Source organism: Chryseobacterium sp. FH2 (assembly GCF_001045455.1).
Taxonomy (GTDB): Bacteria; Bacteroidota; Bacteroidia; order Flavobacteriales; family Weeksellaceae; genus Chryseobacterium.
The window spans coordinates 271431-288357 of the sequence record NZ_LFNE01000003.1 but is presented as its reverse complement, the minus strand read 5'-3'; the positions used below and the strand labels follow the sequence as shown (position 1 = coordinate 288357).

The window sequence follows — 16927 nt, the reverse complement described above, 5'->3', positions numbered from 1 at the left end:
GTCTCCTTAGCTTTAAAATCGGATTCATGAATGCTATTAAAACAGTTTTAAAAGGGATAATCCCAATTTTGTCAATATTCGCAGTAACGCAATGTACAGCTTCATCCGGAGCTTCGCTAAATGAAAAAACTTTCATTGTAGGCCCTCAAACAGCCGACTGCACAGGGGCAGCTCCTATGAAATGCCTGCAGGTAAAAGAAACATCTACTGCTGAATGGACAAATTTCTATACCAATATCGAAGGTTTTACTTATGAACCCGGATATGAATATGTTTTAAAGGTAAAAACTGAAAAGATAAAAAATCCTCCGGCTGATGGCTCTTCCATCAAATATACTCTGATAAGACAAGTGTCAAAAACAAAAAAATAAACGATAAATTATAACATAAAAAAAACTCCGAAAATTTCGGAGGTTTTTTTTATAATTAATGTCCATGCTCTTTTGGAGGAGGCGGATAATTTCCTTTGTTTGCTTCTCCTACTGTATTGGCAGTGGTCATTGCAACTACTAAATCATTCAACATTCCGCTTGCTGCCGTTGGCGAGTTTGGTAATAAAACCAAATTGCTTCTGTTATTCGCTCCTACAGAATGTAATGTATCATAATGCTGGGTAACAACGATTAATGCAGACGCTTCGTGAGAATTAATATCGACGTTATTCAACATCCTTACAGATTCTTCAAGACCTTTCGCAATTTCTCTTCTTTGATCTGCAATACCTTGCCCCTGGAGTTTTTTTGATTCGGCTTCTGCTTTTGCGACTGCGACAATTCTGATTCTCTGTGCTTCAGACTCGTATTCTGCTGCTGTTTTTTCTCTTTCTGCCGCATTAATTCTGTTCATCGCATGTTTTACCTGTTCATCCGGATCAATATCAGTTACTAGAGCTTTGATAATATCATATCCATAACTTTGCATCGCCTCCTGAAGTTCGGCTTTTACAGCAATTGCAATATCATCTTTTTTAAGAAATACATCATCCAGTTTCAACTTTGGCACCTCTGCTCTTACTACATCAAAAACATAAGAAGTAATCTGGTCGTGTGGGCTTTCAAGACGATAATAAGCATCTGCAACCTGTGTTCTGATTACCTGAAACTGTACAGATATTTTCATCTTCACAAAAACATTATCCAGTGTTTTAGTATCAATCATTACATCCAATTGCTGAATCCTCAGATTCATTCTTTTTGAAATTCTATCTAAATAAGGTATTTTAAGCTGTAAACCCGCGTGGCGAACAGAGTGAAATTTCCCTAAACGCTCCACAATCGCTGCTGTTTCCTGTTTTACGGTGAAAAAAGACGCAAATAATGTAACCAGTCCGATAAAAACAATAATTCCTAAATATGCCATAGTTTTAATTTTTAATAATGTGTCGTAATAATTTTTGCTTTGTTAAAAAATACTTTCCAACTGTACCTGCTTAAATATAACAAAAATTAATTTAAGGTGTTGGAAGAGCTGAATGAACACCAAAGAGCTTATCTGCTGCTAAAAACAAATTAATTTCACAAACTATATCATCTATGTAGAAAGGAACCTGCGTAATTAATCGTAAAAATGTATGATTTTAATTACTATAATTTTTTATAACTTCCCATAAAATAAACGGTAAATGACTGATTATAATAAAACATTTTCCGATATAAAACTTTAAGTTATTTTATCATCATGTGGAATAGAAATAGAATTACACAATTATTAGGAATTGAGTATCCAATCATGCAGGGCCCTTTTGGTGGAGGTTTATCGACCATCAAACTGACAACTACGGTGAGTAATCTCGGTGGTTTAGGGGGATTTGGAGCATATACTTTGTCACCTCAGGAAATTTATGAGATTGATAAAGAAATAAAATCTAAAACCGACAAGCCTTACAATCTAAATCTTTGGGTGAATGATCACGATATTATTGATAAAGAGCATACCCAGAAACAATACGAAAAGGCAGTTAAGACATTCAAACCTTATTTTGAGCTTTTAAATACCGAAATTCCCGCTCCACCGCCCACTTTTAAACCCAGATTTCAAAATCAATTGCAGGTTGTATTTGATATCAAACCTAAAGTTTTCAGTTTTATGTTTGGTTTATTAGACGAAAAAATCATTGAAGTCTTCATAGACAGGGAACGATCGTATTGGGAAATGCAACTACTTTGGACGAAGCTATTGCTCTGGAAAATATCGGAGTTGACATTATTATTGCGTCCGGATTTGAAAGTGGAGGTCACAGACCTTCATTTTTGGATAAATCTGAACTTTCAACAACAGGAACTTTCGTTTTGATTCAGTTAATTAAAGATAAAGTGAAAATTCCCGTTGTTGCAGCCGGGGGAATCGCCAACGGACGAGGAATTGCAGGAGCATTCACGCTTGGAGCCGAAGCCGTACAAATAGGAACGGCATTTTTAGCAACTGACGAATCCGGAGCATTGCCGGTTCATAAAGAATTTTTATTTTCTGATTCAGCAAAATCTACTACTCTTTCCAGAGCTTATACAGGAAGGTTAGGCCGGGGAATCACAACAGAAATTACAAGAAATGTATTGGCTGCAACGAATAAAACATTGCCTTTCCCTCTACAGACAATATTTATGGGAGAGCTGAGAAAAGCAGCTTTAGAACAACAAAAAAATGATTTGGTTTTCTTCTGGTGCGGTCAGATTGCACCAATTTTAAAACATAAAAAAGCTTCCACATTAATGAAATCATTAATTGAAGAAGCTTCTGAATTATTAAATAAATAGAATCTTAAACAGTCATTCCTATTTCAATTCCTTTGATTTTTCGGTAAAGATCAGTGGCATAATTATCGGTCATCCCTGAAACAAAATCAATAACGCCGAGAACTTTTTGGTAATCACTTCCATCTTTATAAACAAATTGTCTTGGAAGGAGTTTCAATGCTTTATTATCATACGATTTTCTTTCATCTTCATGTTTCAAAATAGATGGGATGAAATGATCTAACAATTCGTACATTACATTGTAGCCTGCATTTTCGATTTCCACAACAGCCTTGTGATTATAAATTTTTTCCACTGAAAAACTTTCAATATCCTGTAATGATTTATTTTCAGTTTTATACATATCCAGCAGAGCCTTATCAAGATTTCCTTTAAGAATCGTTTCAAAGTTCTGTTGATACATCTCAAGCGACTTATTGATTAAAGCATTGATAACTTTTGCTCTTAAATAAGAAATTTGCTCGTTTTCATTAGAAATAGAACTCAGTTTTCTTTCTATTCTATCAACATCATCCGTCTCGGATTTTACCAATTCAAAAAATAGATTTTTGCAGTCTGCCGTTGAAACAATACCCAATCTGTGAGCATCTTCCATATCGATAATATTATAGCAAATATCATCTGCAGCTTCCACCAACCAGACAAAAGGATGTCTTTTGAAGATGTGAGGTTCTTCGCTTTCTGAAATTAAATTCGTTCCTTTTGCAATTTCAAGGAAAATATCCTTTTCATTTTGAAAAAAACCAAATTTCTTTCTATGAATGATTCCTTTCTTTTTGGCAATTGCCTCACAGGGATATTTAGCAATACTCGCCAGTGTTGAAAATGTAAGCTGAATTCCTCCTGCATCTTTTCCATGCTGCTGCTGGGCTAATACCCGGATTGCATTTGCATTCCCTTCGAAATTTACCAAATCGGCCCATTCTTTTTCACTGAATTTAGGTTTCAAATCATTTTCATTTCTATCAAAATAACTTGCAATTGCATCTTCCCCAGAGTGCCCGAAGGCAGGATTCCCGACATCATGACAAAGGCAGGCTGCAGCAATTACATTCCCTAAATTATGGAGATAAAAATTCTTGGAATCTTCCGTCAAATCATTTTTAAAATTATCATGAATAAATTCTCCGATAATACTTCCCAAACTTCTTCCCACAGATGAAACTTCAAGCGAGTGTGTCAGACGGTTATGTACAAAAACACTTCCGGGAAGTGGGAAAACCTGTGTTTTATTCTGAAGTCTTCTGAAAGCCGAAGAAAAAATAATTCTGTCAAAATCTCTCTGAAAATCTGTTCTCGAAGCCTTGGTATGTGGATTATTCCCTGTACGCTGATTCGTAAAAATCTGATTTAAATTCATCATTTTTCAAAATTACTTCAAATTTTACTTTTACGGAATAATATTTGAATTTTTATTATAAAGCAAAATTATGCCCGAAGGCCCATCCATAATATTAATGAAAGAAAACCTGCAAAAATTTGTAGGTAAAAAGGTTTTAGAAGTTTCCGGAAACGCAAAATTTGACAAAGAAATTCTTGAAAAGAAAATTTTAAGGGAAATCAGGACTTTTGGAAAGCAGACCTATCTTATTTTTGATGAAACTGCTGTGAGAATTCATTTGTTAATGTTCGGTACTTACAGCATTGACGAACAGACAAAGCCAGACCAGCAATTGCGGCTATCATTGATTTTTAAAGATGGCGGAATTTATTTTTACACCTGTAATGTAAAGCTTGCAGATTCAGAATTTCTATCAAAAATTGATTGGGAAGCTGATGTTATGAGTAATGCATGGAATCCTGAAAAAGCAGAAAAAAAACTAAAAACCAATCCTGGAATGATGGTATGTGATGCATTGATGAATCAGGATATTTTTTCAGGAGTCGGGAATATCATTAAGAATGAAGTTTTATTTAGAATTGCAGTGCAGCCGGAAAGTTTAATCGGAAATTTGCCTTCAAAAAAGTTAAAAGAGCTCATCGCTGAAGCAAGAAATTATAGTTTTGATTTTCTGAAATGGAAACGTGATTTTGTCCTAAAACAGCATTGGCTTGTTCATACAAAATCCACTTGTCCGATTTGTGGAGAAAAACTAGTGAAAAAGCAAACAGGGCTTGGAAAAAGAAGAAGTTTTTATTGCGAAAAAGATCAAAAATTGTATCAGTAAAACATCAATCTTTCTTTTAAACCTTTTGGAAAAGTGGTAAACGGCTTTAATTTCATAATTAAAATGAATTTATTGACCTCCCATTTTAGAAAACAGATTGATCACAATCACACCTACAACTATCAAGGAAATCCCAACAATTGCAGGTAAATCAGGAGTTTGTTTGAAGACAACAATTCCTATAATGGTAATAAATATAATCCCTACTCCGGACCAAACCGCATAGGCAATCCCAACAGGAATTTGGCGCAATGCAAGGCTTAAACAATAAAAAGCCGCAATATAACCTAATACGGTAAATATAGAAGGCCAAAGTTTTGTAAACTGATCAGACTTTTTCAGGAAAGTGGTAGCTATAATTTCAAAAATAATCGCCAAAACCAAAAATAAATAACTTCTACCCATATTCTGTTTTACCTGTAAAAATAATCAAAAAACATTTCTATGTGGCTACTAGTACTAAAGAAAGCTAAAAGCCCACACTTCTGTTTACATAACAAATTATTTTATGAAAGATAAGACAGTTCATTTTTGACATACATCATGACAATTAATCTTCCTGCTTCGAAACGTTACTTTACATTTTTGCAAAATCACAGAAAATTTTAAACCAAAAATAAATTTTCTTAATACAAAATCTTTCTCAACTTAAATTTTGGGGCTTTTTTTACCCATGGTCAATATATTATGCATACCATTTATTTTCTTTTTGCATTATTAAGTCATAAACCTAAAACATCAAAGCGTTATCAGATTGACAAAAATTTACAGATAAATCAATAAAATTACATATAAATTTTTAAAAATACATTAAATTAATGTAAACAAACCCTTATTAAAAATAAACAAATAACACCCTTAACTCACTGATAAACATCATGATTATTTACTTTGGCACGTGATTTGAAAATAGTAATATTGCAAATGTAAAATTGATAATTAAAAGTCAAATAATTAAAAATACAACAAAATGGTAACTTACATTGGAATTGCAACATGTTTAGTAGTATTCACTTCTTATTTTATTACAGCTAGAAGAGAAAGAAATTAATTATATTCTATTAAAAAAATAACCGCTTATAGAATATATTTACTAAATCGTATTATGTTTACAATCTATTTCAGGTTGTTCGCTCTTTTACTCAATTGGAGTAAAAGGGCAGAAAAACATAATGTAGGAAACTTTTCACTTAACAAATTTTAATTTTTATAATAGCCGATAGGGTCGAACGAAAGTTCGGCTTTTTTGTTTTTATATCCTTTAAATTGTTATCAAATTCCTATGTTTGTGTTTTAAGGAAATATTATTAATAATGAAAAAAGAGTTTGAAGACATGCAGAGATTGATTTTCGACAAAGTAAATTTAAAAAATGACTGACCTTAGCAAAGATTTGGAATGTGAAGAATATTTCGGGTATAATTTTAAGCTCAATCAATTCAGTATAAAATTCCGAAAAGCGAAAATTACACCTAAAAAAATTGGACAATTCGTTACTTTATGGAAAAGAAATCCTGAAACTAAAGAAATAGAACCCTTTGAAGACAAAGATAATTTTGGTTTTTACATCATCGCTGCTGAATCTCAAAATAAGAGAGGATTTTTCTTTTTCAGCCAAAATGTTTTAATTCAAAACAAAATTTTAACTACATCTGCCAAAGAAGGAAAAAGAGGTTTCAGAGTTTATCCGGATTGGGATATCATCAAAAATAAGCAGGCTGAAAAAACAAAAAACTGGCAAACAAAATCATTTATAAACTTTTCCGAAATCAATTATATTGAAAAGTCTAAGGGGATTCTGAATTCCGTTGTTTAAAATTTTAAAACTTTATCTTTGTATAATTTCAATACACAATGAATCTGTATAACCTTATCATTCAGGACAAAGAAAAAGTTACGCTCAATGATGTTTTCCTTGACGAAACCAATAAAAAACAGTTTGTACAGCTCATCAAAGAACATACTTACCTCAAAGAACTTCAGGAATACGGACTCCCTGTCAACAATAAAATTCTTCTGCAAGGAAGCTCCGGGTGCGGAAAAACTATGACTGCAAAAGCAATTGCAAACACTTTGGGCAAAAATATCATTATTCTTAATCTGAGTAATATTGTTTCGTCAAGAATTGGTGAAACTTCACAGAATATTAAGATGATTTTTGATAAAGCTTCCAGAGAGAGATCGGTGCTTTTCCTTGATGAACTTGATCAAATCGGGAAAGCAAGAGGCAGTGACGATAAAGACGTGGGCGAAATGAGAAGACTTGTAAATACTTTGATTCAACTGATTGATTATTACCCCGAAAATGCACTTTTACTGTGTGCTACAAACCATCCTGAAATTATTGATGCAGCTTTAATAAGAAGATTTCAACTAAAGATTAACTATGAAATGCCTTCTAAAAAATTTTTAGATAGTTTTTATGATAATCTTTTATTCAAATTCCCGGAAGATTTGAGACAAATAGAACGAAAATATGATATCTCTTTTGCGGAAGCTAAAGATTATGCTTTTACGGCAGTAAAAGGGACTTTGATTAGTAAACTGGAAGGGAAACATCAAAACCAAATATGAGAGAATATTAACTTATATTAAGTTCCATAAATGGAAAAAGGATAAATAAAGCGGTGTAAGCAGAATATTATATTAAGTTTAAAACGATTAAAGATATTAATGTTAAAGTACTGAAAGAAATTATACAATATGTGAGTAAACTGTAATTTCTTTATAAATTTTGAACAGTGGCAATATAAATAAAAATCCCTTTCAAATTGAAAGGGATTTTTATTTATATTTAGAAAAATTCCTATTACATATAAGCTTCAATCGGCTCACAAGTACAAACCAAGTTTCTATCTCCGTAAGCTTCATCAACTCTGGAAACAGAAGCAAAGAATTTATGATCTCTTACCCACTCCAGTGGGTATGCCGCTTTTTCTCTGCTGTATGGTTTATCCCAAGAATCAGAGATTACTACCTGCTCGGTGTGAGGAGCGTTTTTTAATACATTATTTGCAGCATCAGCTTCTCCATTGGCAATCTCATCAATTTCTTGTTTAATAGCAATTAAGGCTTCTGCAAAACGGTCAATTTCTGCTTTGCTTTCCGATTCTGTAGGCTCAATCATCAATGTCCCTGCAACCGGGAAGGAAACTGTTGGAGCATGGAAACCATAGTCCATCAATCTCTTGGCAACATCAGCAACTTCAATTCCTAACGATTTAAATTGTCTGAAATCTACGATACATTCGTGAGCCACTTTTCCATTTTCGTTTGAATATAAAATCGGGAAATGTTCTGCTAAAATTTCTTTTAAATAATTAGCATTCAGGATAGCATGTTCAGTCGCCTTTTTCAAACCTGAAGTTCCTAACATTTTGATATAAGCGTAAGAAATATTTAAAATTAATCCGGAACCGTAAGGTGCCGCAGAAATCCCTTCAATCGCTTCTTTAGCTCCGATTCTGATGTTTGCATTTGTCGGAAGGAACGGAACCAAATGTTTAGCAACACAGATTGGACCCACTCCGGGACCTCCTCCACCGTGAGGAATTGCAAAAGTCTTGTGAAGATTCAGGTGGCAAACGTCTGCCCCGATATTCCCGGGACTTGTGAATCCTACCTGAGCGTTCATATTTGCCCCATCCATATACACTTGTCCCCCATGTTGGTGAATCAGGCTTGTGATTTCTTTAATATTGGCATCAAAGAAGCCGTAAGTTGAGGGATAGGTAATCATTACACAAGCTAAATTTTCAGAATGCTGTTCTGTCTTAGCTTTTAAATCTTCGAAATCAATTTCTCCGTTTTCAAGATTTTTAACAACAACGATTTTCATTCCTGCCATTGCTGCAGAAGCCGGATTTGTTCCGTGTGCAGACTGAGGAATCAACACTACATTTCTGTGACCTTCACCTCTTGAAATATGGTATTCTCTGATAACCATTAGCCCTGCATATTCTCCCTGAGCTCCAGAATTTGGCTGAAGAGAAGTTCCTGCAAAACCAGTGATTTTAGCTAAATCTTTCTCCAGTTCTCTAATCATTTCCTGATAACCTCCAGCTTGATCTACCGGTACAAACGGATGAACACTTCCCCAATCTGCCCAAGAAAGTGGCAACATCTGAGTAGCAGCATTCAGCTTCATTGTACAAGAACCCAGAGAAATCATGGAATGCGTTAATGATAAATCTTTTCTTTCCAAACGTTTGATGTAACGCATCAATTCCGTTTCTGTATGATATTTATTGAATACTTCTTCTGTAAGAATTTCGTCTTTTCTTAAATTCTCTTCAGGGATACTGTATCCTTCTTTTATTTCTAATTTGAAAGTCTGCTTATCTTTAAACTGAGCAAAAGAAGCCATTAAATAATTTAATTTCTCTAATGTTGTACTTTCATTGATAGCAATGCTTACAATTCCTTCTGTGAAATAGTTCAGATTCAACCTGTGATCAAGCATCAATCTTGATAATCTTCCTTTTTCATCTTCACTCATCACTATTTTTACCGTATCAAAGATGGGCTCTTCAACAGTTTGGTATCCTAGAGCCTTAAGGCCGTTTTTCAAAGCATTTGCTTTAAAGTGAATCTGATCAGCGATGTAATTTAATCCTTTTGGACCATGATAAACAGCATACATTCCTGCCATCACAGCTAAAAGAACCTGGGCCGTACAAATATTTGAAGTTGCTCTTTCTCTCTTGATGTGCTGCTCTCTGGTTTGTAAAGCCATTCTCAATGCACGCTTTCCGTACATATCCTGAGAAACCCCGATGATTCTTCCCGGAATATCTCTTTTATAATCTTCCTTACAAGAGAAAAATGCCGCATGGGGACCTCCGTAACCCAATGGAATACCAAATCTCTGTGAAGTTCCAACCGCACAGTCTGCTCCCATTGAAGCAGGGGATTTTAATTTAACCAAAGCCATAGGATCACAAGCAACAACAACCTGTAAATCTAATTTTTTATATTCTACAATATCTTCTGAATAATCCAGAACGATACCGTTTTTACCGGGATATTGTAATAAGACTCCGTAATAAGTTTCATCAAACTGATGAGTTTTGTGGTCACCTTCTACAATCTCGATTGCCAAACCTTCAGCTTTAGTTTTTAAAACAGAAACTGTTTGAGGTAAAACAAGGTCAGAAACAAAGAATTTGTTTGCATTTGCTTTTTTCTGATCCTTCGTTCTGTTATTAAAGAACATATGCATTGCTTCTGCAGCAGCCGTAGATTCATCTAATAATGACGCATTTGCTAAAGCAAAACCTGTAAGATCACATACAACAGTCTGATAATTGAGCAAAGCTTCTAATCTTCCCTGTGCGATTTCCGCCTGATAAGGGGTATAAGCAGTATACCAGCTCGGATTTTCAAAAATATTTCTTTGAATAGCCGATGGCAACAATGTATTGTGATATCCAAAACCGATATAGCTTGTATAATCAGTATTTTTCGATGCCAGTTCTTTCGAATGGATAAGCATTTCGTATTCTGAAAGCGGTTTTGAGATTTCAAGATCTTTTTCTAAACGGATAGAAGAAGGGATGGTTTGAGAAATTAATTCTTCGATACTTGAAACGCCAATTCTTTCCAACATTGCCTGCTTATCGGCTTCATTTAGGGAAATATGGCGGCTCACAAACTGTTCTGTATTCATTTTTATATTAGATTTTGTTTGTAAAAAAGATGGGTAAAATTACAATTTTTTACACGATTGTACAACAATCTCAAAACCTCGCATAAATTATGGGAAACACTCTTATATATTTAAAATCAATATATTATTATCAATCAATTCAGCTAAAAATTTAATTTTAAATATAAATTACATGATTTTAAACGCTAATCTTAAAAAAACTTCAGCAGATATTTTTTCATAATACAATATCCAAATACCTATTTTGTTCTAAAAATAATCAGTTAAAGGGATTTTACTAATAATTGATCCCAACTTTATTTTTTAGCTTTATTAAAATTCTATAGGTGAACCTTGCTGATATTCATGCAAAGAATAAAAAAATTGAAGTTCAAAAAAGCTCACATACGAACTTTAATCATTAATAAGGCTTAAATTCTAATGTTTTTTGATTCATAAAAATGTTAAATTATTAATAATCAGCATCAAAACAATTTATGAAAATTTATTATCTATATTTATTCTAAATTAATATATTTGCAGCATGAATATGATTGTCCCTTTCAAAGTACCGGCTTTGACTCCTGCATTTTCTTTTAATAATGAAGATATTTACTGTGGCGACAAAAAATCTTGCTGCAAAAAATTTAAAAAAGGAAAAAGATGTAAAAAATGTCCGGGGAGGAAAAAGCTGGCTTAATTGCTAAAACTTTTTACCAAAAAATAGATCGCCATTATTATCACTACTATTCCAACAATTATTTTCATAATTTTTGGCTGGCCATGCGGATTCATAGGTGTTTTAGGTTGCGACCTGAATAATTCTTCTGCCTTATCCCTGAATTTTTCACCTTCACTTTCAAAAACCTCAGTAATTGTAATTCCCTGAACTGCTGTTTTATGTAACAGTGAATTTGTTGCATGAAGCAAAATCTGAAACTTCCCGTCTTTAAATTCCGTAATTTTAAAAATTCTTTCTCCATAAGGCTTTTCCAAACCAAAAGGCAGGACTTTTACCACATCAGCATTTTGTGTCTGCCAATTAATAATAATCTCTTCCCCTTTTTTTACATGAATTTTATTTGCTGTAAAAGTCTTAATTGAAGGTGGAATATTATAACGAAAACTTTTCTGATGACTTTCTAAATTCTGGTCATAAGTATATCTTTTACTTTTATCGCTCAATGTTTCATAAGCTTCCTGAATTTCACGAAAACGTTCGGCAAAAAAATCATCATTGTCATTTTTATCCGGATGATATTTTAAAGATAACTTTCTATAAGACTTTTTGATGTCCTCATCCGAAGCATCATGCGAAATCCCTAGAAAATAGTAGTAATCTTTCATTGAACTATGCAAAAATAAGAATTTTATTTTCTTTAAGTCTTTAATTTTTGCAGGATTTTTGTCATTCCGAATACAGTAAAAGGAAAGTTGAAAAATGTGACAAATAAAAGAAAAACAGGATTTCCGGAAAAATATTTTAAATTTATTAAAGTAAAATAAAAATATCAATCGTCATAGCAATATGGAGGTTGTCGAAAAAATAGCAATGCCACAGAAGGAGAAGGAAAATATCATCTCGCAAGCCGTTTCAAAGTACGGAGGAAAGCTGATGTCTTATATTCGTCCGAAGGTGAAAAACACGGAAGATGCGGAAGATATTCTGCAGGAAGTATGGTATCAGTTCAGTAGTCTTACCAATCTTTCTGAGATTGTGAATGTTGGCGGTTGGCTGTACAGAGTGACAGCCAATAAAATCACTGACAAATACCGAAAAAAGAAAACCGAAAATTTAGAAGATTTTGTTTACGAAGATGAAGACGGAAGTTTTTCAATAAAAGACATTCTTTTGCTGGATGAAAGTGCAGGTCCGGAAATAAAAATGTTTCAGGATGAGATTTGGAAAAAGCTTTTTGAGGCTTTAGAAGAATTGCCGGAAAAACAAAGACTCGTCTACGTAGAAAACGAGCTCAACGACAAAACTCTCCAGGAAATTGCCGATGAACAAGGCGAAAATATTAAAACAATTATCAGTCGAAAAAACTATGCTGTAAAGCATTTGAGAAACAGATTGAGAAAATTATACGAAGACTTAAATAATTAGTAAAAAAGAAAGATATGAATCATAAACATAAAAAAGGATGGATTTTTTTAATTCTATGTCCGCCACTGATTTTTTTAGCCGTTACCTGGATTGTAATGACGCTTTGGAATTGCCTGCTTCCTGAGATTTTAGGAGTGAAATCGATAACATACTGGCAGGCAATGGGAATTTTGATTTTGAGTAAAATTCTCTTCGGAGGTTTCCATTTCGGGAAAGGAATGAGAGATTTTAAAGAAAAGAAAATGATGCGAGATAAGATGATGAGTTTATCTCCTGAAGAAAGAGAAAAATTCAAAGAAGTCTGGAGAGATAGATGTTCAGGCGGATTCTTCAACAGACACAACAGAACAAACGAATCATAAAAATTTTAGAAGTAGTAAAGTAAAATTAAAATTCATTCGTCTATATAAAAAAACAAGAAGTAGTAAAATTTAAAATTTAAAAAAAATGAAAAATTCAGTATTAAAAGGTGCTCTGGGAGCATTAGCCGTAGCCGGAGTTGCAATAATCGCTAAAAAAGCAATTGAAAGAAAAAGATTTGTAAAAGGTGTTTTCGAAGAATACGGAATCAAAGAAAAATCTCCTTTCGGATTGGCAGACAAAATCAGAGAAATGAACGAAGACGAATACCAAGAATTGAAAGGAAAATTTAAAAAAGAATTTGCTTCAAGATGTGGTAGAAGACACGAAGCATTCGAGAAATAAAAAATAAACTAAATTGAAATTGTAAAAAAACCCGGCGCGGGAAGCTATGCTTCCCGCGCCGGGTTTTTTTACAATAAGGATATAAATTTAGGTGTTCAAAGTCAAAAATAAAGAATATTTATTCTACGAACTAGAAAAAAATATAAAAAAAATCGAGGTTCACAAAACACGAATAAACTACTACTTATCAGCAAGTTAAGATTTATCATCAATCTCTATTACAATTTTATCAGTCATCACATCTGTGTGAATACCCAGTTGTGCACGAATTTTGCAAAAACATATTTCTAACCTGATTTTAAAATTAACACAAACTATGAAAATTTCAATTTTAATTGCAAATTACAATAATGGAAAATATTTTAAAGACTGTTATCTCTCATTAATAAATCAAACATATAATAATTGGGAAGTTATTATTGTTGATGATGCTTCCACAGATAATTCAGTAGAACTAATTAAGGAAATAATAAACGGGGATGACAGATTCCTGTTATATGAAAATCCGGAAAATAAAGGCTGCGGGTATACCAAAGGAAAATGTATGGATTATGCAACAGGGGAAATATGCGCCTATTTAGATCCAGATGATGCACTTTATCCGGCAGCATTGGAAGAATCAATTAAGCAATACGAGAATGCTGATATTGTTGCAACCTATTCTAAAATGATGATGTGTGATGAGAAACTAGTCCCCCAAAAAGTATTTGCTAATACCAAACAAATTTATAACAATCCATATTTTTTTAATTGTCCTATTCAATTTGCCCATTTCTTCACTTTTAAAAAAGAAGCTTACCTAAGGACATCAGGAATAAATCCCAACCTGAAAAGTGCGGTTGACCAAGATCTATATTTGAAAATTTTAGAACTTGGAAATATAAAGTTTATCAATGACGTTTTATACAAATACAGGCTTCATTCTGATGGAATATCTCAGGAAAGCTCAAAACAGAGTGCAAAAGATTCATTTGCAAAAGTAATTCATGAAACAATGAGGCGAAGAGGTATTAAAATCATTAACAATCAAAAAGTCCCCGAGGTGTATGGAAATTCTGAAGAAATCTTTATGCTTCTTAACTATCAGGTTAGCTTTTTATATAGATTAAAAACCAAAATGAAATTATTGCTCAAACATTCAACTGTATAATTGTAAATGAGTATATGGAATAAAGAAAATATGAATTAGATTATGATCTAACGGTCAACAATCTATTGAATATATTTTATATTTTATCAGTTCCGCAGGAATTCTGGATTTTATAGAATGGTAAGCCAACCGTTAAAACTTTCTACATCACTGCCAGTTTCGTTATTTACAATGACAAATAAAAAAACAGAAAGCAAAATACTTTCCGTTTCTTTAATTATAAAAATTGCCGGTTTTATTTATTGAAATTTTCAGCAAAGAATCCTAACATAGATTTATATAACTCAATTCTGTTGGGTTCTTTCCCGAATCCGTGTCCTTCATCATATTTTACCATATAGGGAACTTCAAAACCTTTACTTCTTAAGGCTTTTACAATCTGATCAGACTCATTGATATTTACTCTTGGATCATTCGCTCCCTGGACTACAAACAAAGGTTTTTTGATTTTATCAATCTGGAAAACAGGAGAAACTTCTTTTGCAATTTTAGCTTCTTCAGGATTATCCAAATCATACCAGATCTCTTTTACCATTTCCTTGTAAGGTTTCCAATACTCAGGGAAAGAGTCGAAGAATGTAAAAATATTTGAAACTCCGACATAATCAACTCCACAAGAATACAAATCCGGGGTTTTTATAAGCCCCATCAAAGTAGCATAACCACCGTGGCTACCGCCATAAATTGCTACTTTATCCTTATCAGCCCAACCTTGTTGAATCACGTATTTTACCCCATCTTCCACATCATCCATCGCTTTTCTACCAATTTGCTTATAACCCGACGTCTGAAATTCTTTTCCATATCCTCCCGAAATTCGGAAATTAACCTGCAAAGTCGCATAACCCCTGCTTGCAAACAACTGGGCTTCAGGATTGAATCCCCAATCATCTCTGATGCCCTGCGGACCTCCATGAGGATTTACTATTAATGGAACTTTTTTACCTTCCAAAGCAGCTTTTGGCAAAGTAATGTAACCATGAATTGTTAAACCGTCCCGGCTTTTAAATTCTATCGGGCGCATTTCCGCCATATCTTCTTCCTTCAACTGAGGCATCAGATCAAAAAGCAGTTTTACATTTTTCGTTTTGGTATCATATTCATAATATTTTCCATACAATTTGTCACTGTCAACAATCACTAAAAGTTTAGAATCATTGTCATCTGAAGAAACTACATAAAACTGTTTATCCCCAAATTCAGCAGCCAATTTATTATGGACGTCTTTATAAAAATTACTTACAGGAATGGTTTCATTTTTAATTCCTGTATAGCTGATGTAATCTAATTCGTAATTTCTGTTTTTCCCTGCAACGCTTATTGAATTTACATCAAACGTTGGATTAGAATAAACTTCTTTAATTACAGCATTTTTCTTTAAATCATACAAGACAATTCTTGATTTATCACTATCCAGATTGGTTACAACATACGCCTCATCTTTATTTTTAGAATTATCATTGAGCCTGATAATGCTGAATGTATCTTTCCAGTCCGTAGATTTTAAAAGATTGAATTTACCGGTCTGTAGATCTTTATAGTATGTTTTAGTTGTTAAACCATTTTCAAGAACAATATAACCTCTTAAGTTTCCGTCTTTATCGAAAAGATAATCATCAATAGGACTGTTAACATCTTTATTTTCATAAAGCTGTGTCATTTCACCTGTATTGAAATTGATTTTATAAGGTTCAAAGATCTGCTTATTGTTCTTATTCATAGTAACAATCACAAATTCGGTATCTTTTACTAATCTTACATTCCCTAACGTAATTCCTTCAAAAGGTGTTAAATCTTTTAAGTTTTTACCGTCAATATCTGCGGCATAAAGATGAATATTCTCATTTCCACCTTTATCCTGGGTATAGAAAAGACGTTTTTTATCAAGCCAGCCATAACTTTTGATAAGATCCTCTTTTTCTACAAGAGCTTTTGTAACTTTTCCTGTTTTAAAGTCTTTTACATAGACATGATTTTTGCTGTCTTTGTCTTTTTCCTTATAAGAAAGGTATTGTCCATCAGGAGAAATTTTAAACTGTGATGCTTTGGGTCTTGCAAAATAATCTTCTACTTTATATTTAAAATTCCCTTTATCATAAGAGATAAGCTTATCAAAAGTGGCTTTAGAAGATACTAAGGCAGGATCACCCGGCAACTTTGTTATTGAAGTCTGTGCATTGATCATAATTGCTGATATTACGACGTGAGCGGTAGTTAAAATTTTAGAATTTAGATTCATAACTCTATTTTGATTTGGTTTGGAATAGTTATTTCAACATTTTTATTTAAATAAAAGCAAATATTTCTTAATAAGACACTTAAACAATACAAAACGTTACAAACAATTCGCTATTTTGTGAAGTTAACCAAAAAAAACGGAAAGTAACCTCTCCGTTTT

At 33.0% G+C, this 16927-nt stretch carries 17 protein-coding genes; 11 read left to right on the top strand and 6 right to left on the bottom strand.

What is annotated here, in order from left to right; all coding sequences use genetic code 11:
- Positions 1–26 precede the first annotated feature (26 nt).
- Positions 27–371: a DUF4377 domain-containing protein gene (locus ACM39_RS06460; RefSeq protein WP_053073301.1), complete on the top strand. Its 345-nt coding sequence runs from the start codon at positions 27–29 to the stop codon at positions 369–371.
- Between the two features lie 55 nt (positions 372–426).
- Here the strand turns inward: ACM39_RS06460 and ACM39_RS06455 are convergent, their stop codons facing one another.
- Positions 427–1359, bottom strand: coding sequence for an SPFH domain-containing protein (locus ACM39_RS06455; protein ID WP_048510211.1), 933 nt, complete (start codon positions 1357–1359; stop codon positions 427–429).
- A 369-nt stretch (positions 1360–1728) separates the two neighbouring features.
- Between ACM39_RS06455 and ACM39_RS19550 the strand changes: the two genes are divergently transcribed.
- Together ACM39_RS19550 and ACM39_RS19545 are read left to right on the top strand one after the other, a co-directional pair.
- Positions 1729–2292: a nitronate monooxygenase gene (locus ACM39_RS19550; protein ID WP_262483791.1), complete on the top strand. Its 564-nt coding sequence runs from the start codon at positions 1729–1731 to the stop codon at positions 2290–2292.
- Positions 2175–2753 (top strand): NAD(P)H-dependent flavin oxidoreductase, encoded by a 579-nt coding sequence (locus ACM39_RS19545; protein WP_262483793.1) that lies wholly within the window; start codon positions 2175–2177, stop codon positions 2751–2753. Before ACM39_RS19550 ends, ACM39_RS19545 begins: the two co-directional genes overlap by 118 nt.
- 4 nt (positions 2754–2757) lie before the next feature.
- Here ACM39_RS19545 and ACM39_RS06445 read toward each other — a convergent pair whose 3' ends face one another.
- On the bottom strand, positions 2758–4113 hold the full coding sequence (locus ACM39_RS06445) for a deoxyguanosinetriphosphate triphosphohydrolase (RefSeq protein ID WP_048510355.1): 1356 nt from the start codon (positions 4111–4113) through the stop codon (positions 2758–2760).
- A 70-nt stretch (positions 4114–4183) separates the two neighbouring features.
- On the opposite strand from ACM39_RS06445, the gene ACM39_RS06440 reads away from it, so the two are divergent.
- The gene (locus ACM39_RS06440) at positions 4184–4921 is read left to right on the top strand and encodes a DNA-formamidopyrimidine glycosylase family protein (protein WP_048510210.1); all 738 of its coding nucleotides are present in this window, start codon (positions 4184–4186) and stop codon (positions 4919–4921) included.
- Positions 4922–4990: 69 nt separating this feature from the next.
- Here the strand turns inward: ACM39_RS06440 and ACM39_RS06435 are convergent, their stop codons facing one another.
- Positions 4991–5326 (bottom strand): DMT family transporter, encoded by a 336-nt coding sequence (locus tag ACM39_RS06435; protein ID WP_048510209.1) that lies wholly within the window; start codon positions 5324–5326, stop codon positions 4991–4993.
- Between the two features lie 966 nt (positions 5327–6292).
- On the opposite strand from ACM39_RS06435, the gene ACM39_RS06430 reads away from it, so the two are divergent.
- A complete protein-coding gene (locus ACM39_RS06430; protein WP_048510208.1) occupies positions 6293–6736 on the top strand; it encodes a MepB family protein in 444 nt (147 codons plus the stop codon).
- A gap of 38 nt (positions 6737–6774) precedes the next feature.
- Positions 6775–7494 carry an AAA family ATPase gene (locus tag ACM39_RS06425; protein ID WP_048510207.1) on the top strand — a complete coding sequence of 240 codons (720 nt, stop codon included), beginning with the start codon at positions 6775–6777 and terminating at the stop codon, positions 7492–7494.
- 235 nt (positions 7495–7729) lie between these two features.
- Here the strand turns inward: ACM39_RS06425 and gcvP are convergent, their stop codons facing one another.
- Positions 7730–10588, bottom strand: a complete 2859-nt coding sequence (gene gcvP, locus ACM39_RS06420; RefSeq protein ID WP_048510206.1) for an aminomethyl-transferring glycine dehydrogenase — start codon at positions 10586–10588, stop codon at positions 7730–7732.
- A 523-nt stretch (positions 10589–11111) separates the two neighbouring features.
- On the opposite strand from gcvP, the gene ACM39_RS19190 reads away from it, so the two are divergent.
- Positions 11112–11267, top strand: a complete 156-nt coding sequence (locus ACM39_RS19190; RefSeq protein ID WP_165585102.1) for a hypothetical protein — start codon at positions 11112–11114, stop codon at positions 11265–11267.
- Here the strand turns inward: ACM39_RS19190 and ACM39_RS06415 are convergent.
- Positions 11264–11914 (bottom strand): J domain-containing protein, encoded by a 651-nt coding sequence (locus ACM39_RS06415; protein WP_048510205.1) that lies wholly within the window; start codon positions 11912–11914, stop codon positions 11264–11266. The two genes, ACM39_RS19190 and ACM39_RS06415, sit on opposite strands and share 4 nt — an antisense overlap.
- 205 nt (positions 11915–12119) lie before the next feature.
- Between ACM39_RS06415 and ACM39_RS06410 the strand changes: the two genes are divergently transcribed.
- The 4 genes from ACM39_RS06410 (at position 12120) to ACM39_RS06395 (ending at position 14529) form a co-directional block, all read left to right on the top strand.
- The gene (locus ACM39_RS06410) at positions 12120–12674 is read left to right on the top strand and encodes an RNA polymerase sigma factor (protein ID WP_228377067.1); all 555 of its coding nucleotides are present in this window, start codon (positions 12120–12122) and stop codon (positions 12672–12674) included.
- 14 nt (positions 12675–12688) lie between these two features.
- Positions 12689–13036, top strand: coding sequence for a hypothetical protein (locus ACM39_RS06405; RefSeq protein WP_048510203.1), 348 nt, complete (start codon positions 12689–12691; stop codon positions 13034–13036).
- Positions 13037–13121: 85 nt separating this feature from the next.
- A complete protein-coding gene (locus ACM39_RS06400) occupies positions 13122–13379 on the top strand; it encodes a hypothetical protein (protein ID WP_048510202.1) in 258 nt (85 codons plus the stop codon).
- Between the two features lie 316 nt (positions 13380–13695).
- Positions 13696–14529, top strand: coding sequence for a glycosyltransferase family 2 protein (locus tag ACM39_RS06395; protein WP_048510201.1), 834 nt, complete (start codon positions 13696–13698; stop codon positions 14527–14529).
- Positions 14530–14764: 235 nt separating this feature from the next.
- Here ACM39_RS06395 and ACM39_RS06390 read toward each other — a convergent pair whose 3' ends face one another.
- A complete protein-coding gene (locus ACM39_RS06390) occupies positions 14765–16768 on the bottom strand; it encodes an alpha/beta hydrolase family protein (RefSeq protein WP_048510200.1) in 2004 nt (667 codons plus the stop codon).
- Positions 16769–16927: the final 159 nt, after the last annotated feature.

Excerpts from the sequence above, each read along its gene's own strand:
- ACM39_RS06435 (WP_048510209.1), bottom strand. The coding sequence starts at position 5,326 with ATGGGTAGAAGTTATTTATTTTTGGTTTTGGCGATTATTTTTGAAATT.
- ACM39_RS06405 (WP_048510203.1), top strand. The coding sequence starts at position 12,689 with ATGAATCATAAACATAAAAAAGGATGGATTTTTTTAATTCTATGTCCG.
- ACM39_RS06390 (WP_048510200.1), bottom strand. The coding sequence starts at position 16,768 with ATGAATCTAAATTCTAAAATTTTAACTACCGCTCACGTCGTAATATCA.
- gcvP (WP_048510206.1), bottom strand. The coding sequence starts at position 10,588 with ATGAATACAGAACAGTTTGTGAGCCGCCATATTTCCCTAAATGAAGCC.
- ACM39_RS06445 (WP_048510355.1), bottom strand. The coding sequence starts at position 4,113 with ATGAATTTAAATCAGATTTTTACGAATCAGCGTACAGGGAATAATCCA.
- ACM39_RS06410 (WP_228377067.1), top strand. The coding sequence starts at position 12,120 with ATGCCACAGAAGGAGAAGGAAAATATCATCTCGCAAGCCGTTTCAAAG.
- ACM39_RS19190 (WP_165585102.1), top strand. The coding sequence starts at position 11,112 with ATGAATATGATTGTCCCTTTCAAAGTACCGGCTTTGACTCCTGCATTT.
- ACM39_RS06430 (WP_048510208.1), top strand. The coding sequence starts at position 6,293 with ATGACTGACCTTAGCAAAGATTTGGAATGTGAAGAATATTTCGGGTAT.
- ACM39_RS06415 (WP_048510205.1), bottom strand. The coding sequence starts at position 11,914 with ATGAAAGATTACTACTATTTTCTAGGGATTTCGCATGATGCTTCGGAT.
- ACM39_RS06425 (WP_048510207.1), top strand. The coding sequence starts at position 6,775 with ATGAATCTGTATAACCTTATCATTCAGGACAAAGAAAAAGTTACGCTC.
- ACM39_RS19550 (WP_262483791.1), top strand. The coding sequence starts at position 1,729 with ATGCAGGGCCCTTTTGGTGGAGGTTTATCGACCATCAAACTGACAACT.
- ACM39_RS06460 (WP_053073301.1), top strand. The coding sequence starts at position 27 with ATGAATGCTATTAAAACAGTTTTAAAAGGGATAATCCCAATTTTGTCA.
- ACM39_RS06395 (WP_048510201.1), top strand. The coding sequence starts at position 13,696 with ATGAAAATTTCAATTTTAATTGCAAATTACAATAATGGAAAATATTTT.
- ACM39_RS06440 (WP_048510210.1), top strand. The coding sequence starts at position 4,184 with ATGCCCGAAGGCCCATCCATAATATTAATGAAAGAAAACCTGCAAAAA.
- ACM39_RS06400 (WP_048510202.1), top strand. The coding sequence starts at position 13,122 with ATGAAAAATTCAGTATTAAAAGGTGCTCTGGGAGCATTAGCCGTAGCC.
- ACM39_RS06455 (WP_048510211.1), bottom strand. The coding sequence starts at position 1,359 with ATGGCATATTTAGGAATTATTGTTTTTATCGGACTGGTTACATTATTT.